This is a genomic window from Microvirga lupini (assembly GCF_014191055.1).
Lineage (GTDB): Bacteria > Pseudomonadota > Alphaproteobacteria > Rhizobiales > Beijerinckiaceae > Microvirga > Microvirga lupini_A.
On sequence record NZ_JACHWB010000004.1, the window covers coordinates 345,079 to 371,581 of the forward strand.

Below are 26,503 nucleotides of genomic sequence, written 5' to 3' on the forward strand. Positions count from 1 at the left end.
ATGGAGATGTGGGTTCTGTTCGGCGTCTTCACGCTGCTGCTTCTCATCGGCACGCCAGTTGCATTCTGCCTCGGCATTGCGTCGCTCGCGACCATTCTCTACATGGATTTGCCGCCCGTCGTTGTGTTCCAGCAGATTAATTCCGGCATGAACGCCTTCGCCATGATGGCGATCCCGTTCTTCATCTATGCCGGAGACCTCATGATGCGAGGCGGCATCGCCGACCGCCTGATCCGACTGGCCGCCGGCTTCGTCGGCCATCTGCGCGGCGGGTTGGGCCAAGTCAACGTGGTTGCATCGACCCTCTTCGGCGGCATCTCCGGTTCGGCCATCGCGGATGCTTCGGCCATTGGCGGTATCATGATTCCGCAGATGGAAAAGCGCGGATACGCCAAGGATTACAGCGTCAACGTGACGGTGAATGCCGCTATCATCGCGCTTCTGATTCCGCCGTCACACAACATGATCATCTACTCCATCGCAGCCGGCGGCACGATCTCGGTGGCGGATCTCTTCACGGCCGGCGTCCTTCCCGGATTCCTGCTGGCGGCCGCCCTGATGATCACGGCCTATGTCGTGGCCGTTCGCCGCGGCTATCCCGCCGATCCGTTCCCCGGCCTGCGGATGCTGGCCTACTTCTTCGTCTCCGCCGTTCCGGGCATCCTGCTGATCTTCATCATCTTCGGTGGCGTGCGTTCCGGTGTCTTTACCGCCACGGAGAGTTCGTGCATCGCGGTAGTGTACGCCCTGCTTGTGACGCTTCTCGTCTATCGCGAGATGAACTGGGAGAATTTCGTCGAGGCGACCCTCGGTGCTGTGCGTACCACCGCGATGGTTCTCCTCGTCATCGGCACCGCCAGCGCCTTCGGCTGGCTCATGGCCTTCCTGCAGGTGCCGCAGGCGACGATATCCCTGATGAAGACCATATCGGACAATCCGATCGTCGTCCTGCTGCTGATCAACGTCATCCTGCTGGTGCTCGGCACCTTCATGGACATGGCCCCGATGATCATCATCTGCACGCCGATCTTCCTGCCCGTGATCAAGGCCTTCGGCATCGACCCGGTGCATTTCGGCGTGATCCTGATCCTCAACGCCGGCATCGGGCTCAACACGCCGCCGGTCGGCTCCGTTCTCTTCGTCGGCTGCGCGGTGGGCAAGATCTCCATCGGCGAAGCCATGAAGACCATCTGGCCGTTCCTCGGCGCGAGCGTCCTGGTGCTGCTCCTCGTCACCTATATTCCCGGGCTGTCGCTCTGGCTGCCGGCCCTGTTCCGCTGAACCATTCACTGAAAGAGGCAATGATGACCATCGAAATCCGGCAGGTATGCCATCCCGAGGCCGTGCGCCATTTCAGTTCCGCCGAACTGCGCCGTCACTTCTTGATCGAGACACTGTTCGTGCCGGGTGAGGTGAAGCTGACCTACAGCCATATCGACCGCCTAGTGGTCGGAGGAGCAACACCGACATCTGGTCCCATCAAGCTGGAATCGCACAAGCAGATCGGATCTCCCAACTTCCTCGACCGGCGCGAACTCGGCGTCGTGAATCTCGGTGGCGCGGGGCGCGTCCATACGGATGGAACCGTTCATGATCTCGGCCCCCGCGATGCCCTTTATATCGCTATGGGCACCAAGGACGTGCGCTTCGAGAGCCTCGACGCCGCAAACCCAGCGAAGTTCTATCTCGTCAGCACCCCGGCGCATGCGCGCTTCGAGACGGTGAAGATCGGCCTCGACCGCGCCCGTCGCGTGGATCTCGGCGACGCGGCGAACGGCAATGTCCGCACGATCTTCCAGATGATCCACCCGGAAGTCTGCCGTTCGGCGCAACTCGTTCTCGGCATGACGCAGCTCAAGCCGGGCAGCATGTGGAATACCATGCCGGCTCACGTCCACGACCGGCGCTCCGAAGTCTATGTCTATTTCGACATGCAGCCTGACACCCGCGTGTTCCACTTCATGGGCGAGCCCGCCGAGACCAAGCATCTCGTGGTGTCGAACGAGCAGGCGATTCTCTCGCCTGGCTGGTCGATCCATTCCGGTGTCGGCACCAGCAACTACACCTTCGTCTGGGCCATGGGCGGCGACAATCAGGACTTCACCGACATGGACATGGTGCCCATGGACGCTCTGCGCTGAGGACATGGCGATGACGTTCTCCTTCGATCTCACGGGCAAGACCGCTCTCGTCACCGGGGCCAATACGGGCCTCGGTCAGGGCATTGCGGTGGCGCTGGCCCAGGCTGGCGCTGCCATCGTGGCGGTAGGCCGCTCAAACATGGACGAGACGGAGCGCCTGTGTCGCGAGGCCGGCGCCGCGTTCCACAGCGTGCAGGCGGACCTGTCCTCCCTCGACCCGATTGAGCGCATCGTCACGGAGGCCAGTACCCTTAGTGGGCGGATCGACATCCTAGTCAACAATGCCGGTATCATCCGGCGGGCCGATGCCATCGAGTTCACGGAGAAGGACTGGGACGACGTGATGAACGTCAACCTGAAATCGACCTTTTTCCTGTCTCAGGCAGTGGCGCGCACGATGATCGCTGACGAGAGGGGCGGTAAGATCATCAACATTGCCTCGCTCCTGTCCTTCCAGGGTGGGATCCGGATCCCCTCCTACACGGCGAGCAAGAGTGGCCTTGCGGGCCTCACGCGGCTCTTGGCCTGCGAATGGGCATCGAAGGGCATCAACGTCAACGCCATCGCGCCGGGCTACTTCGTCACCAACAACACCGAGGCCCTGCGCAATGATCCGAAGCGCAGCAGCGAGATCCTTGGGCGGATTCCGGCGGGACGCTGGGGCGACCCGGCGGATCTCGGTGGCGCTGCCGTATTTCTCGCTTCGACCGCAGCAGATTACATTCATGGCATCGTTCTGCCCGTCGACGGCGGATGGCTTGCCCGATAAACCATTTCGGAGACGATCATGACTCGCAAAGGTTCAGCCTTCGCTTTTGACCGTGACATTGACTGGGACGCGGCAGGCGAGGGCATCCGCCGCAAGGTGCTGACCTACGATACGGGCGTGATGATGGTCCGCGTGGCTTTTGAATCAGGCGCCGTCGGCGCTGCCCATTCGCATCCGCATGTCCAGTGCAGTCTCGTCGAGCAGGGTGTCTTCGACATCACCATCGACGGCCGCACCGAACGGCTGCGGCAGGGCGACAGCTTCCTTGTCCCCCCGAATGCCGTGCATGGAGCGGTGGCTATCGAAGCCGGTGTTCTCCTTGATGTCTTCACGCCGATGCGGGACGATTTCGTTGCAGCAGAGGCATGAGGAGCTTCCGCTTCGCCGCCCTATAGGTTGGTAAGCCAACCCAGTCCGTCCTCCGTGCGGCCCCGCGGCCTATACTCGGCACCGACCCAGCCTTCGTACCCTAGGCTGTCGAGCGTTCGGAAAATTTCTCGGTAGTTCACCTCGCCCTCATCCGGTTCGCCGCGGCTCGGGACGGCAGCGATCTGCACGTGGCCGATGAGATCCAGGTGAGCGCGCAATCGCGTGATCAGGTCGCCCTGTGTGATCTGCACGTGGTAGCAGTCGAACATCAGCTTGATATTGCGGCGGCCCGCGTGTTCGATGATGGCGGAAGCCTGCTCCACAGTCTGAAGAAAATACCCCGGCCTGTCGCGATGATTCATCGGCTCGATCAGAACCGTCATGCCTGCCTGACCGGTCTTATCGGCGGCCAATTGCAGATTGGCGACGAAGGTGTGCTCGGCATCCGCCTGATCATTGGGAGAGACAATCCCGGCAAGACAGTGGATCGCCGAGGCCCGGATCGCCCTGCCATAGGACAGGGCCAGATCCAGAGCCTGCTCGAACTCCCTCTCCCGTCCCGGTACGGCACCCAGGCCGAAGTCGCCTGCGGCATCCCCGACAGGCATGTTCAAGCCGAGCATGGTCAGGTCGTGGGCTGTCAGCGCCTGGCGCATGTCATGCGCGGGCACCTGGTACGGCCAATGCATCTCGACCGCCTTGAAGCCATAGGAGGCAGCAGCGGCGATCCGCTCGATCTCAGGACGATCCGAGAAGAGAAATCCGAGATTGGCCGAAAAACGGGGCATGGTTCCTAGCTGCCTGTGCGTTCGGGATGCGGGGCATTCCTGCGGCAGTGAACAGCACCTCAGGGGCGCATTCAATGTTCTCCTGACATCCGCTTGGGTATGAAGAACGTCGAGGCAAGTCTCTCGACTTGCCTCGAGGAAGCGGTATTTAGTTCGCATGGTCTCATCACGAAGCTATACCATTCGCCAGTGCTTGATGGCTTTCGGCGCGGCCCTCGTGCTGCCGGGCCTTATCTTCGCGGCTATCCTGCTGTGGCGCTATGCAAGTGCGGAACGCCATCATTATGAGGAGGAGGCCCTCGGCACTGCCCAGCGCATCATGGCCTCGGTTGACCGTGAACTGGTGGGGATTCAGGCCGCCGCTCAGGCCCTTGCAACCTCCTCCACTCTGCTCGATGGCAACTTCGAGGCGTTCCAGCGCCAGGCCCAGATCACCCTTCAATCCTGGTCGCGGGAGAAGCCGGATGACTATGCCATCGTGGTCCGTGACACCACGGGCCAGCAGGTCGCCAACACGCGGCTGCCCTGGGGCTCGCCTTTGCCGAAGGGGGCCAACCTCCCGATCGACCAGCAGGTGATCGCAACGAAGCGTCCCGTGGTCCAGGATCTCTTCACCGGTGCAGCCGCCGGCCGGCCGATCATCAGCATCAGAGTGCCTGTTCTCAGGGACGACACCGTCACCCATGTGCTGTCCATGGCGGTCGAGCCCCGGCGGATTGCCGATGTTCTACAGGCCGAGGGACTTCCCGGCCAGTGGGTCGCAACGATCATCGATAGGGCAGATCGCGTCGTGGCCCGGTCTCGCCTGCACGAAAATTTCATTGGGACGCCTGCACCTGACGAGTTTCTCCAGGCGGCGCGCGATACCGATGGCACCTGGGAGGGCCGCAATCTCGAAGGAACTGAGGTTCTCGGAGCCTATGCCCGCTCCGCGCTATCGAGCTGGACGACCTTCGTGGGCGTTCCCACCGAGATCGTTCAGGCCCCGCTGCGCCGCTCCCTCTGGACCATGTTCGGGCTCGGGACGGGCTTGCTCGTGCTTTCCTTTCTCCTCGCCCGTGGGTTTGGGCAGCGCATCGCCGGTTCGGTCCAGGGATTGGTCAGCCTGGCGCAGCGTCTCGGCCGTGGCGAGCCGCTCACTGCAGAACCAATCGGACTGATGGAAATCGATCGCGTCGGTGAGGCCCTGACAGGTGCCTCGGCAGAGTTGCGCGCCCGGGAGGCCGCGCTGGCTCAAAGCGAGGCTCGCCTGCGAGCCACGCAGAACAACGCAGCCGTGGGCATCGCCGAGGTGGACAGGGATGGGCGGTTCGTGTCTGTCAACGAGGCCCGCTGCAGGCTGACCGGCCATGCCTATGAGGAGCTGCTCGGCCTGCACTTCGGCCACGCGGCCGATTCCTCGACTCTCGAACAGGACCTGGACCTGTTCAGGCGGCAGGTCGCAGGCGAGCTCGACACCTATACGACCGACAGCAAGTTCCGCCGCAAGGGCGGCAGCAGCGGATGGGCCCGCGTGACCAGCACGGCTGTCCGCGATGCCGGAGGAGACTTCCTCTATGCCGTACGAGTGGTCGAGGACATCACGGAACGCCGGGAGGCGGACCGGCGCCAGAGGCTGCTGATCGACGAGCTGAATCATCGGGTGAAGAACACGCTTGCAACGGTGCAGTCGCTGGCCTGGCAGGCTGCGCGTCATGGAGTGCCACCGCAGGTGGCGCAGCAGCGGTTTCAGGAACGTCTGCTGGCGCTCTCACGCACGCACAACCTCCTCAACGAGACACACTGGGAAGGAGCCTCCCTCAGGACGATTCTCGAAACAGAGCTCCAACCCTACGCAACGGCTCCCTTGCGCATTCAGCTCCACGGCCCTGAGATACAGCTTTCTCCAAAATCCGCCGTGGTGCTGGGTATGGCCATTCACGAACTCGCCACCAACGCCGTCAAGCACGGAGCCCTGTCTCTTGCGCCCGGTCAGGTGCAGGTGGATTGGAAGCTCAATCAAGCAGGCGATGAGGCCATCCTCACCATCGATTGGTGCGAGCGAGGCGGCCCCCAGATCGACGGTCAGCCAAGTTCCGGGTTTGGCTCGCGCCTCCTGCGGCAGACGATCATCCAGGAACTCGCAGGCGAACTGGACGTCAGGTTCGAGCGTGAAGGAGTGTGCTGCACGATGGCTGTTCCGACCGGATCAGCCAGTCAGCAAGCGGCCTGAGGGGAGAGGTACTGGCCGTCTGCCGACATTGATCTTGTCGGTAGGATTGCCGATACTGCCAATTCCGACTGTTCAGACAACCCTCAGGTCTACTGCCGGGCGTATTCGTGCCGCTCTGACCGTTGTTGGCGGATGCCTGTTATCATCCAAGGTTTTAGACCTTAATACATAACTGCGTTAAGAACTATATTGACAGGAGAACCCGCCTCGACCTGCGCGCTGCCCCGTGCCATCAGCCAACCATCCGCACGCTCCAAACGCGCAACGATCCGAAGCGTCTGCGAAGCAGCCGGGCTTGCGGGCGGTGACAAGGAAAATGCTACCGCCTTTGATGCACCATCGCTTGTGATACGGGTTGCCGCGGAACGACGCCGCGCATTATCCCGAATGGCAGGGTCCTCAAGATAAATTTCAAGATGGCCTTTTGGGACAGCAGCGCCGCCCTCGAACGTGACTGCGCCGCGAATGTCCTCCGGTTGCGCGGCGACCGCTCCCGCGGCCGCGGCGACAGCCCCAACTCCGGCAGTGAGCAGTATTGTGCGGCGGTTGGCCATGCGCTTCATCACACTCTCCATGATCGCTCCGTAAGATCAAAACTTTGGTGACATCTCTGCTCAGCCTGCAATTCGAAAGGTGCAGCCTACTGCAACTGCCGTATGAGGTGGGGCGCCTGAAGGCGCCCCACCTGGGGTCAAGTTAGATGATGATGAAGTCAGCTGCCGAGAGATTCAGTTTTGTGCTCACCCGAGCAAACTGAATGGCTGCGGCTTGCCCTGTACCATCGGCATCATACGACAAGGATCCGCTGTCGGTATCGTAGATGATGCGGTCGCTGGCGTCATGAGCAACGCCCGCTGCACTCTTGTGGAACGCCCCTAGGGCGAGAGCGCCATCACTCCCCAGACTGGTAAAGATGAGGTTGTCCAGAAGGATGGTGTCATCTGCGACCTTGAAGTCCTTGATCCAGTCGACATTGCCGTTCCCAAGAGCCGTCGAGAAGCGGAATGAGTCCTCTCCCGCGCCGCCGGTGAGGATGTCGGCCCCCAGTCCGCCATCGAGCAAATCGTCGCCGGTGCCGCCGTTGAGTCTATCGGACCCCGCAACGCCTGGCCGAGCCGGTTCAGGAGGAAACTCGACCGATACGTTCAACTCATATGTCGAGCCTGTCGGCACTGCCTCCGCCCAACCGTCGCCCGGTGCTGCCTCTGACCAGCTGCCTTCCACGATGTAGTAGGTTCCCGTCTCCTGGACAACGAAGACCGTGCTTGAATCCCGGTTGCTCGTCGAGCCAGGGTCGCCGCCGCCATCGTCGTTTTGAGCGACGATGTTGCCGTTGCTGTCGAGCAGTCTGACCCAGCTGTCGTGGACATCCGGATCGGCAATTCCGTCAATGTCGATCGTAATGACCGTACCAGCCGCCAGATCGATCTTGTAAAATCCGCCCCCGCCGTTTCCGGTGGCGTTGACGGTCGTATGAAGAATCGTGGTCGAGTCGAAGATGTCAGGGTCGCTGGTCAGGGAGAAATTGTTGGAGATGTCGAACGCAGTTGCAATCGAGTTATTCGTCGCGTCTGGTCCCAGCGTGGCGTAGCCGGTTCCCATGCCTGGGCGTGGCGGCGCATCGCCCTGATAGGCGAAATCGCCCAGCAGGGTGTCATCGCCGCGCCCCCCGTCGATCGTGTCGTTCCCGCCCTGGCCGGTCAACACATTGTCTGCGCTGTTGCCGGTCAAGCGGTCCTTGAATCCCGAACCTGCAAGGTTCTCGATGGAGACATACTTGTCTCCGCCTGACCTGCCTCCGGCAAGGGAGAGCCTAACGCCGCTCGTCGCGTTCGCATAGTCTGCCGTGTCGCTGCCGGCGCCTCCATTCAACCTGTCCGCGCCAGCACCGCCGGTCAGGGTGTCATTGCCGGCGCCGCCGGAGAGCTCGTTGGCCTTGGCATTGCCGATGAGGTGGTCATCATGAGATGAGCCCACGGCATTTTCGAAGCCGGCGAGAATGTCATGCCGAATGGTCGTGCCCCGGCCGACGATTTGCACAGGGCCATCACCATCGCCACCGATGGCCGTGCCGCGGGCAAGATCGATCGTCACACCGCCAGAGCTGCCTGCATAGACGACCGTGTCGGTGCCCGAACCACCATCCAGGTAGTCTTGGCCGGCGCCGCCAATGATCGTGTCGTTCCCGGCCTCGCCATACAGGATGTCGCCGTCGTTGCCACCGTCGAGGATGTCATTGCCGCCGCCGCCGTTGAAGTAGTCCCCGCCGCCGCGGCCCCAGAAATGATTGGCCGCGGAGGTGCCGATGAAGCGGTCGATACGGTCATCCGAACCAATCAGGTTCTCGATGCTGTAGAACGTGTCACCCGAAGCGGTGCCGCCGCTGGCGACGTTCGTGGCGAGGTTGACGAGCAGCTGGAAAGGGCTCTCCCTGCTGAAATCGACTGTGTCGATTCCTGCGCCGCCTCTGAAGACGTCAATTCCGTCCTGTCCGCTCAGCGTATCATTGCCGTCGCCACCGTCGAGAATGTCGTTGCCCTGGCCGCCAAGAATGACGTCGTTGCCGCCGCCACCGTAGAGCGCGTCGTTACCGTCGTCGCTCTCCGTCTGGTCTTCAAGATCCTCGACGTCGATCGTGTTATTGATGTCGCGGCTTGCGAGCGAGTCGCGGCCGCCGATGATCAGATCGTCACCCCCCTGTCCGAAGACCGTGTCATCCCCGGCACCGCCGTCAAGCGTGTTGTTGCCGTTGTCGCCGAAGATGATGCTGGTCCTGGTATTGTCGCCAACGATGGGCGGGCTCTCGCCGTCGTCGCCGGGCTGAAGCGTCGACGCGTCGGCGTAGATGATGTTTTCGACGTTGGCGACTTTCCTGATTTTCAAGTTCCTGGCGAGGATGATGATCGTGTCGTTACCACCGTTGGCTTCCTCACGAACGATGTCGTCCAGCGAATCAACGAAATAGATGTCGTCACCGCCGTTGCCGGCCATACGGTCTGCGCCGCCGCGGCCGTCCAGTATGTTTGCGCCGTCGTTGCCGATCAGGATGTCATCATGCCTGCTGCCGATGCCGTTCTCGACGTAATAATCGGTTGCATCCGCGTTATGCCCGGCGAAAATAGATACATTGTTGCTATGGCCGTTGACACTGGAGAACTGGCCGGCGCGCAAATCAAGGATCGTACCCGCCGTCGAACCGGAGAAGTCGATCGTGTCGGTTCCTCCGGTGTCATGAATCAGGAACCCGATATCGTGTTGCATGCCGGAGGAGGTTAAGCGGTAGCCATATTGTGTGCTGCCGAAGCCGTAAACGTTATCGCCTGTGTTGAGGTCGATGTGCTGATAGGTGCGCACTCCGTTTGCATCGACGGTCGAGAAAAAGCGACGAATGACGGCCTCAACGTCGGCCATGAGCGGTGTTGCCGCGGACCAGCGGCTGGTTTCGCCCACATCGATCCCGTCGAAATAGGACATGACGCTGTATTGCTGGCGGTCGTAAGTCCAGGTTGCATTGTTCAGATAGTTGATCTGCACACCGCCGGGACCACTGTAATTGTAGAGACCGGGATGGTTCAGGCCAAATTCATGGCCAAATTCATGGATGAAGGAATCGAAGACATAACCGCCGATATCTGTCTTGTTGGGCTCCGTGTCGTGGAAGCGCTGACCGATGCTGACATACCGATTGCTTGAATAGGCGCTGCCATCGTCCTCTTCGCCGAGTTCCGGGCTGACAACCTCCATCCAGTCCGTCGCGGCATTGTATGGTGCATCGTCAACGATCTCGAATTTCAGGGGAGTGACAGATGACCACATCTGTAGGGCGCCGATAGCGGCAGCCTTGTAGTCTGGATGGTCGTTAAGCTCGTAAACGTTGATCCTGAGCGTTCCCGCGGCGATCTCTGGCGTCAGGGTACGGCGCAATGCTCCAAGATAGTCGAGAAAGGACTCGTAGTCCTCGCTCTTGCCATAAGGGTTATCTGGCGTCTGATCGTTGACCCACCATTGATCGCTGGTTTGGCTCGGATTCGGCATCGTAGGGTTCCTCTCTCATGACTGTGCGCAGATTACGGTTAGGCCGTTCTGCAGCTACTAATCTTTTACCGGCACATCATGCACCGGCCCATCAGCGCCTTCACGCTTCCAAAGTAACTGGGCGGAATATTTGACTTGTCTACCCCCTAAGAGATACGCTTTTATCAGTTGAAGGCGAACAGCAGACGCTCGTGGCGTGTCACGTCGAAGCAGCGCCTAATAGAAGAGGAGCTGACGGATGAGTAAGTAACTGATCTGAAAAGCTTATAGTTGAATTTTATTCTTCAGAAGTCGGTTTAGGCTGGAGCAATCGCAACTTCCCTGAACCTCAGTTCAAGTCGCCGCGAATGGAGCACTGTCTGTCGCTGCTACATTAGAGCAAAGCGTCATGTCTAAGGTTAGGAGCGGCTCAATAAGCCTGCTCAACGAAGACCAAGAGCTCTGTTTCGCGCGCTGTTGATATGAGCTTCCATGGCTGCAACAGCTCGCAGCGGATCGCGCGTTTCTATTGCGTCTATGATTGCCAAGTGCTCCTGCATGACAGGCGTGACCAGAGCCTCGGACAGAAGTGTTTGCTCCTGCCGGATGAGACGCACCTTAATGGAGTTCACCCGGTAGGCATCGGCTATGATGGCGTTGCCGAGAGAGGCGATGATGGTCCAGTGCAGGTTCCAGTCGACGGCTTGAGCTCGTGCTACGAGGTCTGCCGTGACGCCTTCGCGAGAGTCTGCCAGGATGCTCTCATGCTCATACCTCAGCTGAGCGAGCGCCGAGGCTGTTGCTTCGGCGGTAAAGATTGCAACCGCTGCACTCTCCATAAAAAGCCGGAACTGAAACGCGTCCCGAATCAAGTTTAAGTCCACATGAGCAACCTGCATGCCCCGCTGCGGGACCGTCTTGATGAGACCTTCCGATTCAAGTCTAGGTATGAGTTCCCGAATGGCCCCAAGGGTTAGGCCCGTCAGCTCAACGAGCTGGCGCTGCGAGATGAATTGCCCGGGGCGGATGTCTCTCGCCAGGAGATGGTGCGTAAATCGGTCATAAGCCTTCTCCCGAAGCTTGTGACCAGTTCCACCTGAATCGACCTCGCCCATCTTTGCCTCGCTAGGCTCACTTTCGTTCCGCGAAGAGATGATCAAAAATCGAGCCGAGACGATCGGCGTCTGCTGCCGATATCCGGAGGAATGGGGATCTGACGTTCAACCACGCTGCATCTCCCGTTCGGTGAGCGACGAGCGCTTTCACCGCGGGTGTAACTGGATATTTCAATACTTCGTCGACAAGCCTGCTAATTCGTTCATCTCCTTGCCCGTTCATCGCCAGCGGTCGGAGAAAGTCAGGACAAACATTAGCGAGGCCGGAGATGGCTCCTTGCCCGCCTCTTCGCACGCCCTCTGCCAGGTAGCGCTCGTCTCCAATCAGGATCGCGAGATCTTGGTGTCTGTCGAGGAGGCGCTGCGTGTACTCCCAGTCACCTGAGGAATCCTTCACACCCGTGATGATGCCGGGGAACTGCTTCTTGAGCCGGTCGATCAGTTCAATGGACAGTGAGATCTGGGTGACTGACGGGATGTTGTAGAGAATGACCCCGCGTGCAACCGATCCCATCTTTTCCAGAACGGATGAAAACCAGGAGAAGAGCCCTTCATCCGAAACGCCCTTGAAATAGAAGGGCGGTGTCAACAGGAGACCACGGCAGCCGAAGTCCAGCGCCATGCGACCCTGCGCAAGGGCCTCGTGCACCGATGATGCTGCAACGCAATATACCACACTTTCACCAGCAATTCCCGCGCCGGCGAGTGCTCCCAACACCTGCTCTCTGCCTGATATCCCGATTGAGGCGCCTTCACCTGTCGTGCCAAAGACCGTGACGCTGGCGCATCCATTGGAAAGGCACCACTTCGCGTGCTCCGCCATTCGGGACAGGTCAACTGCCTCGTTTGAGCGGAAAGGCGTGGTCATCGCGGCGGAGAGGCCGAAGCAGCCGGCAGACACAGTCACATCAATAATCCCTGTTCTGATCCAGGTGACGAGTGTTTCCTGGAGCATTGCGTTGATTTCTGACATGTTAGTATGATGTCAGATATTTACAAGCGTGGGATTGCCGGTGCAGGATGTGAAAACAAGGGTGAGTCCGATAACACCCTGAAGCCGTCATGACCTTTGGGAGGACAACAATGTTCGCTTCGCTCTCGCGCCGCCTGTTCATTGGAACAGTCGCGACCGCCGCCATCGCAGCTTTAGCCCCGGCCCAAGCCGCCGATCCGATCAAGCTTCGCATCTCGACGCCTGCCGTAGAGGCCGACTGGCATGCCAAGATGCTCCCGGTGTTCAAGCAGGAACTGGAGAAGACCGCTCCTGGCCAGTTCGATGTGGAAATCCACCTGAACGGCACCTTGTTCAAGCAAGGCACCGAGCCCGCAGCCATGCAGCGTGGAAACCTTGAGATGGCGATGATCTCGGCATTCGACATCTCCAAGCAGATCCCGGAATGGTCTATCTTCACGGCCGGCTACCTGCTGCGGGATCCCGATCATCAGAGGAAGGTGTTCGGGAGCGATGTCGGCCAGGAGATGTACCGCCTCGTCGAGGATAAGATGGGGATCAAGATTCTCGATGTCGGCTATTTGGGAACACGTCAGCTGAACCTGAGGACGGAAAAGGAGGTCAAGACTCCAGCCGATCTCGCAGGGGTGAAGCTGCGTATGCCCGGGTCTGACACCTGGCTGTTCCTCGGCAAGGCCCTCGGCGCCAACCCGCTGCCGGTTGCATTTGGTGAGATCTACACGGCGCTGCAGACTGGCGCGATCGACGGCCAGGACAATCCGCTCCCCACCGTTCGCGCGGCAAAGTTCTATGAAGTCACAAAGCAGGTTGTACTCACGGATCATCTGGTGGATGCCATCTTCTTGTCGATGGCGGGCTCCACTTGGAAGAAACTCGATGAGAAGCAGAAGGCCGCTGTGACCAATGCCGCCAAGGCAGCCGTTCGATTCAACAACGAGAACCGGATCAAGGAAGAGACGGAGCTGGCTGACTTCTTCAAATCGCAGGGCTTGAAGGTCTACAAGCCCGATGTCGAGGCTTTCCGCGCCCAGGTGCAAAAGACATATCTCGAATCCGAGCTGTCGAAGGCTTGGCCGAAGGGAATGGTCGATCGGGTCAACGCGATCAAGTAAGCGGATCGTCCCGACCGTGCCTACGATGCTTCGGAGGCCCCGCAGCCTCCGAAGCAGCCGCCCAAAACGATCCGATCGCTCCCGTGAGTGCGGCAGCCGAAGGCCAGTCGCGCTCAAGCATCTTTCCGTGAGCTCCCATGCAAGCCCTCCGTTCCCGCCTGCGCTACTTCGCTGAACTGGTCGCCGCCATTCTATTCATGGCGATGTTCGGAGCGTTCCTTCTCCAGGTTTTCACTCGTTACATCTTGAATGATCCAGTGGCCTGGACGCAGGAGTTCGTGCTGATCGTTTACATCTGGATCGTGTTCTGGTGCGCGGCATTCTTGCTGCGGGAGCGGGAGCATATCACTTTCGATATGTTTTTCCTGGCTCTTCCCCTTGCAGGGCGGCGGGTGTTCGCCTTTGTTTTAACTGCGCTGATCGGCATTGCATTCATCGCAGCTCTCCCGGCGACGATCGATTATGTGACTTTCATGAAGATCGAGAAGAGTCCTGTCATTGGGCTTCGGTTCGATATCCTGTATTCAATCTTTGTCGTCTTTGTGATCGCAGTGGCGGTTAGTGCTCTGTTGCGTGTCTGGCGCCTTCTCAGTCGCTCGTGGCGGGACGAACTTCGGACAAGCGGAGACTTTGAACCATGAGCGCTGTCTTCATCCTCACGCTCGTGGCCTTCTTCGGCCTCGCCCTGTTAGGGATGCCTGTTGCCTTCGCAATGTTCGTGGCATCCATTGGGTACCTCATCGCCTCTGGTCGCGATGTTGGGCTGTTTGGCGAACAGATCCTCAATGGCCTTTACGATTCATTTGTGCTGTTGGCGGTCCCACTCTTCATCTTGGCGGCCAACATCATGAACGCCAGTGGAGTATCCGATCGCCTCTTCATGTTCTGTCAGGCGCTTGTGGGCCGCTTCCGGGGTGGCCTCGCCCAAGTCGACATTCTGGTCAGCATCATCTTTTCAGGCATGTCTGGCTCGGCGATCGCCGACGCGGCCGGTCCCGGCAAGCTCGTGACGCAGATGATGATCAAGCAAGGACGCATTCCGCCAGGATTCGCCGCCTCCGTTGCCGCGTCCTCGGCCACTATCGGGCCGATTATTCCGCCATCGATCCCGATGGTGATCTATGCGGTCGTGTCTGACACCTCAGTCGGGTATCTGTTTCTCGGCGGGGTCATTCCTGGATTGATCATGGGGTTGGCTCAGATGGGCCTTGTGGGTTTTGTCGCCAGAAAGCGGAACTTTCCCCGAGGGGAGGGGATCCCGCTGAGCGAGCTCCCACGAACGACATATCGGGCGTTTCCAGCGCTCCTCATGCCAGTAATCCTGCTCTACTGTATCTATGGTGGGGCGACAACGCCGACGGAAGCGGCTGCGATTGCGGCAGCCTATGCACTTGCGCTCGCCGTGTTCTTCTATCGTGAGCTCTCGTGGAAGGAAGGTTTCAAGGTTCTGGTGGAGTCGAGCAAGGCGACCAGCGTGGTGGCTCTTCTCATCGCCGGGGCCTTGATTTTTAACTATATAGTGGCTTCGGAACGTCTCCCCGAGCAGGTCGGTCGTCTCCTCGATGGCCTCAATGTCTCTCCCCTTGTCTTCCTGTTGCTCGTCAACCTTCTGTTCCTCGCACTCGGTTGCCTGTTTGATGCCACGACACTGCTGCTCGTCATCGTGCCGCTGTTCCTGCCAGCGGCCAGGGCGCTTGGTATCGACCTCGTCCATTTCGGTGTTGTCATCGTCGTCAACATCATGATTGGACTCATCACACCTCCATACGGCGTGCTGCTGTTCGTCATGAGCGGACTTACAGGCATTCCGCTGCGGGATATCATCCGCGAGATCTGGGCTTTTATCGGGATCTTGATCGCAGCTCTGCTGCTGATGATCTTCGTGCCGGAGGTCGTTCTCTGGTTGCCGCGGTATTTCGGCTACAAAGGCTAGACGCGAGGATAGCCTTTGCGTTGAAACGTCCTACAAGCGAGATTTTCCGCTTCTGACCTTCTTTGGTTATCCCTGAAGCTCCGGGCGTCAGGATAATCCATAAAAGTGTTGAGCCGTGCCTCCGAACAGGGCGTTCTTCTGATCCTGAGGCAAATGAGCGGTGAGTTCCTGCGCCCACTGCCACCATTGCACGTATGTGCTGCGCAAGGTGCAAACCGGCCAATCGCTGCCGAAAATCAGGCGCTCTGGCCCAAACAGAGCGAGAAGAGACTGGCAGACAGGTTCAAGGGCAGCCTTCGAGGTTCGTTCTCTGCACTCGGTTACTAGACCTGAGAACTTGCAGTGCACATGAGAAATAGCAGCCAATTGTGCCAGATCCCTGTGCCAGGAGCTTAAGTCACCTCCGATCGGCGGCTTAGCACCATGGTCGATGACGACTTTGATGTCCGGGTACCGTTCGATCAGCCGCAGAAGATTGGGAAGATGCCGTGGAAGAACAAGAGCGTCGAAGCGGAGGCCAAGATCGACGAGAGCCCGATAAACGGGAGCCAAGTCCGCTTTCAGCATCCAGTCATCGTCAGGAATGTCCTGCAGCATGGGGCGGATGCCCCGGAGCAGCTTGCTGGAGGCTAGTCGCTCCAGTTCATCAATGGCATGAGGAGCCATCATGTCGATCCAGCCGACCACTCCTTTGACCTTTGGTTCGCTCTCCGCAACCGATAGAAGATACCGGGTCTCTTCCAAGGTTGGCGCAGCCTGAACAAGAATCGCGTAATCGATGCCGGCCTGTTCCCAGGATGATCGCACATCTTCAATGGTGAAATCGCGATAGATCGGGGCAAGGTCAGGAGTGAGCCAGCCGTAGTCGCCCCGCGACAATCGCCAGACATGCATGTGAGAATCAATGCGCGGGATCGTCAAACGTGTGACCTCCGAAGAGCTGACTCTTAGATATGAATTCTCTATTCCGGCGACTGAGGACTGAATCGCTTTACAGCAGAGCAAGGGAGAGGGAATGATCCCTCTCCCGAGAACTGCGCTCAGTCGTAGAGAACGGCTGCAATCTTTGGATCGCTCATATTAGATTTGTCGTAATAGAAGAAGCCGGTGTCGATCACCTTTTCGAGTTTTTCACCTTTGAGAGCCTTCACGGCAGCTTCAACTGTCTTGTAGCCGATACCGACCGGGTTCTGGGTGATGGCTCCGGCCATGAGACCATCCTGGATTGCCTGCTTCTGCTGCTTACCGGAATCGTAGCCGATGATGACGATCTTGCGGTTCATCTCCTTGGCGCCGTTGACCACGCCGATGGCCGAGCCCTCATTGGCACCGAAGATGCCTTTGAGGCGCGGGTTCGCCTGGAGGATCGACTTCGTGATCTCCGTCGATTTGAGATGATCGCCGGAGCCGTACTGAACGCTCACGATCTTGATCTTGGGGTACTTTTCCTTGACTCGGTTCACGAACCCATCGCGCCGGTCGATGCCCGTGCGGCTGGTCTGGTCATGCACCACGAGAGCGATATCGCCTTCCCCACCGATCAGCTCAGCCATCTTGTCGGCAGCCAGGGCTGCGGCCGCAAGATTGTTCGTGGTCGCTGTCGTTACCGGGATGTCGCTGTCGACTCCAGAGTCGAACGCCACAACCGGGATCTTGGCGGATTGAGCCTTGCGCAGGAGCGGGATGGCTGCCTGGCTGTCCAGTGCCGCAAAGCCGATCGCCTTCGGGTTCTTGGCGAGAGCAGCCGAGAGCATGTCGATCTGCTTATCGACCATGGTCTCGCTGTCCGGGCCTTCGAATGTGATGCGCACGTTATGCTCTTTGGCAGCCTGCTCGGCTCCAGCCTTGACCGCTTGCCAGAACTGATGCTGGAAGCCTTTTGAGACGAGGGGAATATAGATATCCTGGGCCGCGGCGGGACCCGAAAAGCCGATGAGCGCTCCGATGCCGATGGCTCCGATCAGATTGCGTCTGCTCCACATCTGTTCCTCCTGGATGTCGTTCGTTGTCGGTCCCGTTTGTCCGGGGTCGGGGATTGTACTGAATGGGTGTTTGCTGTTGCGGTTGCTCCTTCATGATCGCCAGAGGTGAGGATGAGTTAGCTCCTGCGGCGCAGGATGTCGGCATAAACAGCGAGAATGATGATGATTCCCGTGACGACTGTCTGCCATTCCTGGGCGACCGAGAGAATGCGCAGACCGTTCGTGAGCACGCTGATGATCAATGCGCCGATGATCGTACCGAGAATGGTGCCGCGCCCACCGCTTAAGGAGGTGCCACCGATAACCACGGCCGCAATGGCATCGAGCTCATATCCTTGACCGAGAGCAGGCTGGGCGGAGTTCAGCCGCGAGGCGATGATGAGACCGGCAATGCCGCAGATCCCGCCCGAAACGGTGTAGACCATGATCTTCCAGAAGTCGGTATTCACACCTGAGAGTCGTACCGCCTCCTCGTTGGATCCAAGGGCGAAGGTATAGCGGCCGAACGCCGTGCGCGTGAGGACCAGGCTGGAGACGATTGCAACGACGAACAGGATCAGGACGCCGTTGGGAATCGGCAGGAAGGGCAGGATAGCTCCAATCAAGGACTCCTGCGAGATCATGGAAAAGTTCGGGGTATCGTTGAAGTAGATCGGCCTGGTTCCTGAGATCACGAGGGCCAAACCCTTCAGCAGCATCATCATGCCGAGGGTCGCGATGAAGGGAGGGATCTTCATCTTGGCGATGAGAGTGCCGGAGACCGAACCGCAGAGGGCGCCTGCAGCGATGGCCGCCACGATGCCTACGGGCATGGGAAGGCCCCAATAGGTCAGGAATACGCCTGCGATGACGGCACAGAACGTCATCAAGGTGCCGACAGACAGATCGATTCCGCCCGTGATAATGACGAAGGTCGCAGCCACCGCGAGAACCCCATTCACGGCAGTTGCCTGGAGGATGCCAATCAGGTTATCGCTCTGCAGGAAATTTTCCGACGCAACGCTGAAAACGGCCATCAGAGCAATCAGGCTTGCGAAGGCAAGGATCTTCTGCCAAGCCCCCTGACTCAGCACGGTAGACCTGACGATGGACTGCGTGTCCTTTTCTACGATGGTTGTCATGTGGGTGATCCCTCAAGCGCCAGGTTCGAGCTATCGGTCGTCAGGCTATGCCGCTGTGTTGCCAAACGCATGATGTCTTCCTGAGTCGCTCCCTCGGCGGGAAGCTCACCTGTGAGCCGCCCCTCGCACATCACGGCGATCCGGTGGCTCATGCGCAGGATCTCGGGCAGTTCGGATGATATCATCACGATGGCCCGGCCCTGAGCGGCAAGAGTGTTCAGGAGTTTGTAGATCTCGTTCTTCGCGCCGACATCGATGCCACGGGTCGGCTCGTCGAAGAACAGGATCTCGCAGTCCCGTGCGAGCCATTTCGCAATCACGATCTTCTGCTGGTTGCCGCCTGAGAGGAAACGGACCTCCTGGGCGTCCGAAGGCGTCTTGATCCGAAGCTGCTTGATGTAGGAGCGCGCTGTCTCGCGGATCGCCCGCGCCTTGAGGATCATGTTCAAGGAGAGAAACTTGCTCAGGCATGGCATGACGATATTCGCAGCCACATCCATGCTGGTTGCCAGTCCGAAGCGCTTCCGGTCTTCAGAAAGGTAGCCGATGCCAAGCCGCACGGCATCTTTCGGCGAGCGGATCGTCGCCAGCTGGCCCCTGACGATGATGTCCCCCCCGTCGAGCGGATCGGCTCCGAAGATTGCCCTCGCCACTTCCGTTCGGCCAGCTCCCATCAAGCCGGCGAAGCCGAGAATCTCACCCTTTCGCAGCTTGAAGCTGACATCCTGAATCGCGTTGCTTCGCCGCAAATTGCGGACCTCGAGCACCACATCGTGGCTCGACAAGTCGGGAACATCCGTTTTCGTCTCGGTCAGGCTGCGCCCGACCATCATCGAGATGATCGTATCGACGGTCGTGGACGCCGTTGGAACCGTGCCCACATACTCTCCGTCGCGCATGACCGTCACACGATCCGAGATTTCCTTCAGCTCGTCCATCTTGTGGGAAATGTAGACAATGCCGACGCCCTCGGCTCTGAGCTGCCGGATGATGCTGAACAGCTCCGCAATCTCCGCGTTGTTCAGGGCGGCCGTGGGCTCGTCCATGATCAAGACCTTGGACCTGAAGGACAGGGCCTTGGCGATCTCGACCATCTGCTGCTTGGCGACCGTGAGCTCGCCCACCTCGGCGCGAGGGTCCAGCACCAGATGCATGCGCGCGAAAATATCGGCGGCAGCCTGGTTCAGCGCCTCCTCGTCGAGCAGAAGCCCCATGGCCCGCTTGGGCTCGCGGCCGATGAAGATGTTCTGTGCGGCCGTGAGATCATTCATCAGGTTCAGTTCCTGATGGATGATGCTGATCCCGAGATCCTGCGCGACTCGTGGCGATGCAATATCGATGGACTTGCCGTCGATGAGAATGTCGCCTGCATCTTTTTGATAGATCCCGGCGAGCACCTTCATCAAGGTCGACTTGCCGGCGCCGTTCTCTCCCATGAGGGCGTGGACCTCCCCTGGAAGAAGTTCGAAATGCGCTTTCTTGAGAGCCTTCACGCCGGGAAATGACTTGTCGAGATCCCTGATCGTGACAAGCGGCGTCATGAGCAACGCCCCATTTGCCCGCGCGGCAGCTCACGGATTTTCGGCCGGGAGATCATACAAAGAACTGAGGCCGCATGAGGATCGGCAATGCCTGTGCGGTTGAAAGCCGTTGGGCAATCCAGGTCCCAAATCGCGGCGGACGCCAACAGGACCTCGTCCTGCACCTGCATCTGATCCTCCCGGCGCCCCTGTAATGTCCGTTCCCTGGAGCTATTCTGCGCGGCTCCTTCGGGTTTCGGATCCGGTTGAAAGCTCGAAGGCTTTTCTTGCAAGGATGATATTCATGATCATCAGAGGCAGGCAACTGAAAATGTCGTCTGGCGCACTGGTCAGATATAAACAGTGTAACAGAGTTTATCCCTCTCTAAGCGGTGCTCCAGACGTCTCATCGCTTGCCTGCCTGGAGGTGGCGCCATAGGCTTGAACCTATTCCTCGCCGGATCCGGATCGAAACTGTCGGGGGACGTGAATGGAGTTGTCAGATGTCCACCGACCCGATTGAGAAGACCACCCTCGGACGCACGGATCTCTCAGTATCCAAGATCTGCTTCGGCACATCCTCTTTGGGAGATATGCCTGGAACCTACGGCTATGACGTGAGCGAGGATCGAGCTCGGGAAACCGTACGTGCTATCTTCTCGGGTCCGGTAAATTTCCTCGATACGTCCCGCATCTACGGCCTCGGGCGCAGCGAGGAACGGATTGGTGACGTCATCCGTGAGCGCGGGGGATTGCCAGAAGGTTTTGTCCTCTCGACCAAGCTCGATCGCGATCCGCAAACCAACCGCTTCGATGCCTCTCAGGCGCGGCGATCTCTCGAGGAGAGCCTCCGGGCACTCGGCCTCGACCGCCTCGATCTCCTTCATCTTCATGATCCGGAGCATGCTGACTCGCTGGATGTGGCCACCGGTGCGCAGGGAGCCCTTCCTGAGTTGTTCAGGATGAGGGAGGAGGGGCTTGTGAAAGCGGTCGGCCTTGCCGCAGGGCCGGTCGATGTCATGATGCCGCTTCTGCGTGATTGGAACTTCGACGCGATGATCACGCATAATCGCTTTACTTTAGCCAACCGCAATGCAGAGGCCATGATCAGCTACGCGCATTCGAAGGGCATAGCCGTTCTCAACGCAGCGCCTTATGCAGGCGGTGTTTTGGCGAAGGGCTCTGACTCGTACCGGCGCTACGTCTATCAGGAGGCCTCGGACGACGTGCTGGACCCGATCCGCCGGATCGAGGCCATCTGCTCAAAGCACGGTGTTCCACCGGGCGCCGTGGCGCTGCAGTTCTCGATGCGGGACGAGCGGGTCACCTCGACGATCTGCGGGGTCAGCAAGCCGGAGCGGGTTGCCCAGACACTCGAATGGGCGCGTTGGCCGGTTCCACAGGCTGTCTGGGATGAACTGGCATCTCTTTCTTACTCGCTCGATGATCCCGAGGCGAGCCGCCAGTACAATCCAGGGTAGACCATGGTCGCTCCATCCGATCCTTCGCTGCTACGAATACCCTCAACACGGTGATCATCTTGATAACGGCCCGGCATTACGGAGTGCCGCATCACCCGCGAGAAAACACTTAGGGCTTCCTTTCGGCCATTACTTAGGTTCATCCGATCATGCTGAAGAATATCGATCCTCTCCTATCTCCAGATTTGCTGATGGTGCTGCGCTCAATGGGGCATGGCGACGAAATCGCCGTCGTCGACGGCAACTTTCCGGCCGCTGCCATGGCTCAGCGTCTCGTAAGGCTTGACGGGGTATCGGTGACAGCCGTGATCAATGCCATCCTGTCAGTGATGCCTCTCGATGATTTCGTGCCGGAGGCAGCATGGCGCATGGAAGTCGTGAGCGACCCTCGGGCGGAACAGCCGATCTTCGAGGAGTTCCGCACCATCATCGCCCGCCACGAGGGCTCGAAGTTGCGCCTTGGGTCTCTTGAGCGCTTTGCCTTCTACGAGCGAGCCAAAGCCGCCTATGCTATCGTTTCGACAGGAGAGAGCAGGCTTTACGGCAATGTCATCTTGAAAAAAGGTGTTGTCCGCAGCGAATGATAACGAGCGCGGGAAAGCCCTTTGAGTTGCCTGTTATCACTTATCTCGCTGATCTAGCTTCGGAATCGAACCCTTCTGCCTTACGTCGGTAGAGCGCTGACGCGGATCGGGGGGACTATACCTGAGCAAGTTATCGCGATAGCGGTCTGGGCGGCGGGAGCAGCTTCATGGCCGGCTCTCCTTGAGAGGGCGCGATTTACGCTCCTAAAGCTCTTCTCCAACTCGATCTATAGAATGGAGCAAAAGGAGGGCGCATCCCCCAATGTTCAGGTTGAACAAGGAGGAGAGGTGCTTTTGGACCAGAGGCTCAACACTTTTGGCGCGTCTTGCCTGATCGTCCAGGGCGATCCTTGGCCGTTGCTGATGGATGCCGCTGCGAAGGTGCGAACGATCATGATGCGAACCGCATCCTGGAGCTCCGCCACCTGATTCCCTACTTTTGGGCATTAGGTTCCGCAGCATGAACACTGGGGCCTTAGGTTCATCGACTTCGCCTAAGGCCTCTTATTAACTGGGATTCCCGTCCATGGCTCTACACTCAGCCATTGGATGTAGTCATAGGTTGTCGTAAGTCTCTGAGATAAGGTAACTTTTCCCTTGAGGCATAGGCATCGGCTATGATCTTAGACGCGGCCCCGGCGCGTATGTTGTGCCGCATTGATAAGTCCATGACCCCTTTTTGCGCGGCAGCATTCAGCCTCTCATTCGCGTCACAACCCTCTGATTTATTAACGAAAACCTAACATTTGGCATCGGCAGTCCCTGCGAGTGTTGGAATTTGGCCACAGTATGTCAAAGATCCGACATGAGTCAGGACGAAAGCGCGTCCATTCGCTTGATCACGAACTCGTGCTGGGTAATGTGGCTGCAGCGACGGGGGCACCCCAGTCGTGATCCTGGTGGGTTCGACCGAGAAGGCGAGCCGCCGGGTACTAGGGGAAAAGGGACGTGTTTAGGGCTTCGATGAAGTCACCGAGGCACAAAAACCCGGCCCCCCAGGGTCTCGAAACTTTGGAGGTTTAACCATGAAGCTCGTTAAGAGCCTCTTCCTCGGATCGGTCGCGGGTCTCGCGGCTGTCGCCGGGGCTCAAGCTGCCGATCTTCCCGCGAAGAAGGCCGCTGCTGTCGAATACGTTCGCGTCTGCTCCACCTACGGCGCAGGCTTCTTCTACATCCCCGGCACTGAAACCTGCCTGCGCGTCTCCGGCCGCGTCCGCGCTGAGTATCAGTACCTCGAGCCGGTGACCCGCGCCAGCAACGCCATCGGCTTCCGCGCTCGTGGCCGCGTCGCTCTCGACGCCCGTACGGCAACCGCCTACGGCCTGCTCCGCGCCTACATCCGCATGGAGATGGACCGCAACACCGGCGTGTACGCTTCTGGCGCCGGCATCGGGGCTGCCACTTCGCCGAACATGGCCCAGGCCTACATCCAGTTCGGCGGTCTGACCGCCGGTCGCACGACCTCGTTCTTCGCCAACGGCGACCTGCCGTCCGAGAACATCACCACGCTCCGTTTCTACGACTATCCGGACGTGAACCTGCTCGCCTACACCTTCTCGTTCGGCAACGGCTTCTCGGCCACCCTGTCGCTCGAAGACGGCGCCAGCACGGTCGTCAACAACGCCACTCTCTTCGGTCAGGGCGGCCAGCGTTACCCCGACCTCGTCGGTAACGTGAAGTACGCCGGCACGTGGGGTTCGGTGCAGGTCTCCGGTGCTCTGCACCAGGCCCGCAGCATTGACCCCGTGTATGACAGCGAGCTCGGCTGGGCCATCGGCACGCAGATCGGCTTCAACCTGCCGATGCTCGGTGCTGGCGACGCCCTCTGGCTTGCTGCCGCCTATGCTGACGGTGCCATGGGCTACCTCGGCTTCTCGGGCAACGTGACCAACACGAGCGACGCTTCCGCCTCGATCTTCGACGCCTACATCGGCGCTGACGGCAGCGTCGAGACGGCAAGCGGCTGGCAGGTCGCCGGTGGTCTGCGTCACTACTGGACGCCCACCATCCGTTCGGCCGTGCACGGTTCGTACGCCAGCGTTGAGTTCGACGACGCTCCGATCGGCCTCGCCGACTTCACCGAGTGGCGCGTTGGCGTCAACACCTTCTGGACCCCGGTTTCGGGTCTGAACATCGGTGTTGAGGCTCTCTACGCGAACCTCGACGTCGACGGTATCACCGCCGGCATCGACGACGATCGCTGGGAAGCTCGCTTCCGCATCCAGCGCGACTTCTAATCGGCTCGTCTGATTGGACAGGAAAACCCCGGTGGCAACACCGGGGTTTTTCTTTTTGCGATCAAGACCATGGGCATCGATCATCAGAGTTGTCATCGTGACAGGGATCAAGGAGGCCGCGGCAATAAGATGCCTCAGTAGGCGTTTGGCGGCTGGTGCCGAGATCGCGAACGGCGACGCACTGCTCCTGACTGGGCATCATTCCAGCCGGAGCGGTTGGCCAATAGCTCAAACCGTGAATCGTCACCGCGAATGGTCCGGAGAGCCCGATTCGCCTGAGAGGAACGTCGGTCCGACCCTGCATCTCGCCGTCACGACCTGTTACGATCTTCCGGCACTCCAGAAGGCCCGTAGGACGCGCCATAGACCAAGTCGCTTAAGAGCCAGCATCGCGGGGCCTTAGCGGTCCAGGATGGGCGCGGGCGGCTTCTCCGGCAGCGGGGGCATTGTCAGATCGAATGGGGTCGATGATCGCCCGGTGCTCGGCCGTCGAATTGGTTGGCATCGGACGAAGGTGAAGCGTCAGCGGCCGGGCCGGTGCGACTGGTCAGTGACTGTCGCGACTATCCGTTACACGCCATGCGTTGAGGTCTGCGGTCGGCAGGCCGAAGCCATCGCGTCGGTACTTGCCTGCAACTTGGCGGGGGAGCACAGGGTGCGGTCAGGTTCCCTGACTCCAGGAGTTCGGTCGCTACCCCTTCAAGAGCGAAGGGTGGCGGATTTGTTCTTTTGGGCTGGTTCGGACGCTCTGGCGGCCCTCGGCCTGAACCTCAGAGATCGCTATAGATCAACGGGTTGAATGGCGGAGAGGGGGAGACTCCACTTTTGCCACCCAAAACCCTGTGATTTCAAGGGCTTCGTGGTTGCCGTTGCCCCGCCTGTGTAGCACCCGTGCGGGGGCAGGGACAACAAGCATTGGGTATCAGATTTCTCTCTATTAGCGGTACTCCGGAGGCACCAATCATCCCCTCGCTGCATCGCGTCCGGCCCGGCCGCCGCTGGCCCTCAACCCGTCCCGCTGGGCTGCTGCGCGAGACCGAGGGACGTCAGAGGTCCACGTGAACTTGGGGCGCACGCTCAGGGATCCCACTGGGTTTGCCATCGACAGGAGCCCGCTGACGCGACCGGCGTCAGAGCGGGATATTGCCAGAACGCAAAACTAATGATATTAGTTTTAGCGCGAATGGTGATAGCAAAGGTTTGCAGATGCGTCTTCGACATAACGCCATTGGGGTGACAGTTGCTGCCGCAGGTGCAGTCGTCCTCATGCAACCCGCCGCCGCGTCCCCTCAGGACCGCAGTCGCAGCCTCAACGCTGGGTCGGAGACACACTTCTTGCAACGCGCCGACGGCCGGCTGGCCTATGATGATGTCGGCCAGGGACCGTTGGTTGTCATGGTGCCCGGACTTGGAGATCTGCGGACCGAATACCGCTACTTGGCACCGAAGCTCGTGACTGCCGGCTACCGCGTCGTGACGCTCGATCTGCGCGGGCACGGACAGTCCAGCGTCGGCTGGCCCGACTACACCTCGGCGGCCCTCGGCAGCGATGTGGTCGCGCTGGTGCGCCACCTCGATGCCGGGCCGGCCCATCTCGTCGGCACCTCAATGGGAGCGGCAGCTGTCGCCTGGGCGGCCGCGGAGGAGCCAGACCGCGTCGGCAGCCTTTCCCTGATCGGTCCCTTCGTTCGCGATGTGCCGCCCGCCTCGGCTTTCAGGGCAGCGCTGCAGCAACTGATGATGCGGGTCGGCTTTGCCGGTCCCTGGGCGCCACGCGCCTGGGGCCTTGCGTACGCGTCATTCCACGCCAGGAAGCCGGCGGACTTCGACGCCTACCGGGATGCGCTGGTCTCCAACCTGAGGGAGCCCGGCCGGCTCGACGCGGTAAGGGGCATGATCTTCGCGAGCAAGAGCGACGTCGAGGCCAGGCTGGCGGAGGTGCAGGCTCCAACGCTGGTGGTCATAGGCGAGGCCGATCCGGATTTCGCCGATCCTCGGGCCGAGGCCGAGACGGTTGCGCGCCTCCTGCGCGGCGCCGTTCACATGGTGCCGGGCACTGGCCACTACCCGCATGTCGAGGCTCCGGACGACGTCGCACCGGCACTCCTGCGTTTTCTTGGTGCGCGGGAGGGTGCGTGAGATGCCCCGAGCC

21 protein-coding genes are annotated in these 26,503 nt (G+C 59.8%); 12 read left to right on the forward strand and 9 right to left on the reverse strand.

The features are described 5' to 3' along the window. The 4 genes from FHR70_RS16895 to FHR70_RS16910 are packed head-to-tail and all read left to right on the forward strand — an operon-like array spanning position 1 to position 3,279. Complete coding sequence (locus FHR70_RS16895) at positions 1–1,281, forward strand: TRAP transporter large permease (protein ID WP_183452267.1); 1,281 nt, start codon at positions 1–3, stop codon at positions 1,279–1,281. A gap of 23 nt (positions 1,282–1,304) precedes the next feature. Further along, positions 1,305–2,141 (forward strand): 5-dehydro-4-deoxy-D-glucuronate isomerase, encoded by an 837-nt coding sequence (kduI, locus tag FHR70_RS16900; protein ID WP_183452269.1) that lies wholly within the window; start codon positions 1,305–1,307, stop codon positions 2,139–2,141. 10 nt (positions 2,142–2,151) lie between these two features. Next, positions 2,152–2,910: a 2-dehydro-3-deoxy-D-gluconate 5-dehydrogenase KduD gene (gene kduD, locus FHR70_RS16905; RefSeq protein WP_183452271.1), complete on the forward strand. Its 759-nt coding sequence runs from the start codon at positions 2,152–2,154 to the stop codon at positions 2,908–2,910. 18 nt (positions 2,911–2,928) lie between these two features. Continuing rightward, positions 2,929–3,279, forward strand: a complete 351-nt coding sequence (locus FHR70_RS16910) for a cupin domain-containing protein (RefSeq protein WP_183452273.1) — start codon at positions 2,929–2,931, stop codon at positions 3,277–3,279. A 20-nt stretch (positions 3,280–3,299) separates the two neighbouring features. On the opposite strand, the gene FHR70_RS16915 is transcribed toward FHR70_RS16910, so the two are convergent. Continuing rightward, the gene (locus tag FHR70_RS16915) at positions 3,300–4,067 is read right to left on the reverse strand and encodes a hydroxypyruvate isomerase family protein (protein WP_183452275.1); all 768 of its coding nucleotides are present in this window, start codon (positions 4,065–4,067) and stop codon (positions 3,300–3,302) included. 157 nt (positions 4,068–4,224) lie between these two features. Between FHR70_RS16915 and FHR70_RS16920 the strand changes: the two genes are divergently transcribed. Continuing rightward, the gene (locus FHR70_RS16920) at positions 4,225–6,279 is read left to right on the forward strand and encodes a sensor histidine kinase (protein WP_183452277.1); all 2,055 of its coding nucleotides are present in this window, start codon (positions 4,225–4,227) and stop codon (positions 6,277–6,279) included. A 161-nt stretch (positions 6,280–6,440) separates the two neighbouring features. Here FHR70_RS16920 and FHR70_RS16925 read toward each other — a convergent pair whose 3' ends face one another. The 4 genes from FHR70_RS16925 to FHR70_RS16940 form a co-directional block, all read right to left on the reverse strand. Then, complete coding sequence (locus FHR70_RS16925) at positions 6,441–6,842, reverse strand: hypothetical protein (RefSeq protein WP_183452279.1); 402 nt, start codon at positions 6,840–6,842, stop codon at positions 6,441–6,443. 133 nt (positions 6,843–6,975) lie between these two features. Beyond that, positions 6,976–10,314 (reverse strand): M10 family metallopeptidase C-terminal domain-containing protein, encoded by a 3,339-nt coding sequence (locus tag FHR70_RS16930; protein WP_183452281.1) that lies wholly within the window; start codon positions 10,312–10,314, stop codon positions 6,976–6,978. Between the two features lie 422 nt (positions 10,315–10,736). Beyond that, complete coding sequence (locus FHR70_RS16935) at positions 10,737–11,408, reverse strand: GntR family transcriptional regulator (RefSeq protein ID WP_183452283.1); 672 nt, start codon at positions 11,406–11,408, stop codon at positions 10,737–10,739. Between the two features lie 16 nt (positions 11,409–11,424). Continuing rightward, positions 11,425–12,381, reverse strand: coding sequence for a dihydrodipicolinate synthase family protein (locus tag FHR70_RS16940; RefSeq protein WP_246408237.1), 957 nt, complete (start codon positions 12,379–12,381; stop codon positions 11,425–11,427). 110 nt (positions 12,382–12,491) lie between these two features. Here FHR70_RS16940 and FHR70_RS16945 point away from each other — a divergent pair, with 110 nt between their 5' ends. The 3 genes from FHR70_RS16945 to FHR70_RS16955 all read left to right on the forward strand — a co-directional run bounded on the left by FHR70_RS16945 (position 12,492) and on the right by FHR70_RS16955 (position 15,426). Continuing rightward, positions 12,492–13,493, forward strand: coding sequence for a sialic acid TRAP transporter substrate-binding protein SiaP (locus tag FHR70_RS16945; RefSeq protein WP_183452285.1), 1,002 nt, complete (start codon positions 12,492–12,494; stop codon positions 13,491–13,493). Between the two features lie 137 nt (positions 13,494–13,630). After that, positions 13,631–14,134 (forward strand): TRAP transporter small permease, encoded by a 504-nt coding sequence (locus FHR70_RS16950; RefSeq protein WP_183452287.1) that lies wholly within the window; start codon positions 13,631–13,633, stop codon positions 14,132–14,134. Beyond that, positions 14,131–15,426, forward strand: coding sequence for a TRAP transporter large permease (locus FHR70_RS16955; RefSeq protein WP_183452289.1), 1,296 nt, complete (start codon positions 14,131–14,133; stop codon positions 15,424–15,426). The genes FHR70_RS16950 and FHR70_RS16955 overlap by 4 nt, the downstream gene beginning before the upstream one ends. An 87-nt stretch (positions 15,427–15,513) precedes the next feature. Here FHR70_RS16955 and FHR70_RS16960 read toward each other — a convergent pair whose 3' ends face one another. From FHR70_RS16960 to FHR70_RS16975, 4 genes are all read right to left on the reverse strand, one after another. Further along, positions 15,514–16,347, reverse strand: coding sequence for an amidohydrolase family protein (locus tag FHR70_RS16960; protein ID WP_210277664.1), 834 nt, complete (start codon positions 16,345–16,347; stop codon positions 15,514–15,516). Positions 16,348–16,466: 119 nt separating this feature from the next. Next, positions 16,467–17,408 carry an ABC transporter substrate-binding protein gene (locus FHR70_RS16965; RefSeq protein ID WP_183452291.1) on the reverse strand — a complete coding sequence of 314 codons (942 nt, stop codon included), beginning with the start codon at positions 17,406–17,408 and terminating at the stop codon, positions 16,467–16,469. A 116-nt stretch (positions 17,409–17,524) separates the two neighbouring features. Continuing rightward, on the reverse strand, positions 17,525–18,529 hold the full coding sequence (locus tag FHR70_RS16970) for an ABC transporter permease (RefSeq protein WP_183452293.1): 1,005 nt from the start codon (positions 18,527–18,529) through the stop codon (positions 17,525–17,527). Continuing rightward, complete coding sequence (locus FHR70_RS16975) at positions 18,526–20,070, reverse strand: sugar ABC transporter ATP-binding protein (RefSeq protein ID WP_183452295.1); 1,545 nt, start codon at positions 20,068–20,070, stop codon at positions 18,526–18,528. The genes FHR70_RS16970 and FHR70_RS16975 overlap by 4 nt, the downstream gene beginning before the upstream one ends. A 482-nt stretch (positions 20,071–20,552) precedes the next feature. On the opposite strand from FHR70_RS16975, the gene FHR70_RS16980 reads away from it, so the two are divergent. The 4 genes from FHR70_RS16980 to FHR70_RS16995 all read left to right on the forward strand — a co-directional run bounded on the left by FHR70_RS16980 (position 20,553) and on the right by FHR70_RS16995 (position 26,490). Continuing rightward, the gene (locus FHR70_RS16980; RefSeq protein WP_183452297.1) at positions 20,553–21,530 is read left to right on the forward strand and encodes an aldo/keto reductase; all 978 of its coding nucleotides are present in this window, start codon (positions 20,553–20,555) and stop codon (positions 21,528–21,530) included. Positions 21,531–21,679: 149 nt separating this feature from the next. Next, on the forward strand, positions 21,680–22,114 hold the full coding sequence (locus tag FHR70_RS16985) for an RbsD/FucU family protein (protein WP_183452299.1): 435 nt from the start codon (positions 21,680–21,682) through the stop codon (positions 22,112–22,114). Between the two features lie 1,025 nt (positions 22,115–23,139). After that, positions 23,140–24,351, forward strand: a complete 1,212-nt coding sequence (locus FHR70_RS16990) for a porin (RefSeq protein WP_183452301.1) — start codon at positions 23,140–23,142, stop codon at positions 24,349–24,351. Positions 24,352–25,686: 1,335 nt separating this feature from the next. Beyond that, a complete protein-coding gene (locus FHR70_RS16995) occupies positions 25,687–26,490 on the forward strand; it encodes an alpha/beta fold hydrolase (RefSeq protein WP_183452303.1) in 804 nt (267 codons plus the stop codon). Positions 26,491–26,503 lie beyond the last annotated feature (13 nt).

Excerpts from the sequence above, each read along its gene's own strand:
- FHR70_RS16895 (WP_183452267.1), top strand. The coding sequence starts at position 1 with ATGGAGATGTGGGTTCTGTTCGGCGTCTTCACGCTGCTGCTTCTCATC.
- kduI (WP_183452269.1), top strand. The coding sequence starts at position 1,305 with ATGACCATCGAAATCCGGCAGGTATGCCATCCCGAGGCCGTGCGCCAT.
- kduD (WP_183452271.1), top strand. The coding sequence starts at position 2,152 with ATGACGTTCTCCTTCGATCTCACGGGCAAGACCGCTCTCGTCACCGGG.
- FHR70_RS16910 (WP_183452273.1), top strand. The coding sequence starts at position 2,929 with ATGACTCGCAAAGGTTCAGCCTTCGCTTTTGACCGTGACATTGACTGG.
- FHR70_RS16915 (WP_183452275.1), bottom strand. The coding sequence starts at position 4,067 with ATGCCCCGTTTTTCGGCCAATCTCGGATTTCTCTTCTCGGATCGTCCT.
- FHR70_RS16920 (WP_183452277.1), top strand. The coding sequence starts at position 4,225 with ATGGTCTCATCACGAAGCTATACCATTCGCCAGTGCTTGATGGCTTTC.
- FHR70_RS16925 (WP_183452279.1), bottom strand. The coding sequence starts at position 6,842 with ATGAAGCGCATGGCCAACCGCCGCACAATACTGCTCACTGCCGGAGTT.
- FHR70_RS16930 (WP_183452281.1), bottom strand. The coding sequence starts at position 10,314 with ATGCCGAATCCGAGCCAAACCAGCGATCAATGGTGGGTCAACGATCAG.
- FHR70_RS16935 (WP_183452283.1), bottom strand. The coding sequence starts at position 11,408 with ATGGGCGAGGTCGATTCAGGTGGAACTGGTCACAAGCTTCGGGAGAAG.
- FHR70_RS16940 (WP_246408237.1), bottom strand. The coding sequence starts at position 12,381 with ATGTCAGAAATCAACGCAATGCTCCAGGAAACACTCGTCACCTGGATC.
- FHR70_RS16945 (WP_183452285.1), top strand. The coding sequence starts at position 12,492 with ATGTTCGCTTCGCTCTCGCGCCGCCTGTTCATTGGAACAGTCGCGACC.
- FHR70_RS16950 (WP_183452287.1), top strand. The coding sequence starts at position 13,631 with ATGCAAGCCCTCCGTTCCCGCCTGCGCTACTTCGCTGAACTGGTCGCC.
- FHR70_RS16955 (WP_183452289.1), top strand. The coding sequence starts at position 14,131 with ATGAGCGCTGTCTTCATCCTCACGCTCGTGGCCTTCTTCGGCCTCGCC.
- FHR70_RS16965 (WP_183452291.1), bottom strand. The coding sequence starts at position 17,408 with ATGTGGAGCAGACGCAATCTGATCGGAGCCATCGGCATCGGAGCGCTC.
- FHR70_RS16970 (WP_183452293.1), bottom strand. The coding sequence starts at position 18,529 with ATGACAACCATCGTAGAAAAGGACACGCAGTCCATCGTCAGGTCTACC.
- FHR70_RS16975 (WP_183452295.1), bottom strand. The coding sequence starts at position 20,070 with ATGACGCCGCTTGTCACGATCAGGGATCTCGACAAGTCATTTCCCGGC.
- FHR70_RS16980 (WP_183452297.1), top strand. The coding sequence starts at position 20,553 with ATGTCCACCGACCCGATTGAGAAGACCACCCTCGGACGCACGGATCTC.
- FHR70_RS16985 (WP_183452299.1), top strand. The coding sequence starts at position 21,680 with ATGCTGAAGAATATCGATCCTCTCCTATCTCCAGATTTGCTGATGGTG.
- FHR70_RS16990 (WP_183452301.1), top strand. The coding sequence starts at position 23,140 with ATGAAGCTCGTTAAGAGCCTCTTCCTCGGATCGGTCGCGGGTCTCGCG.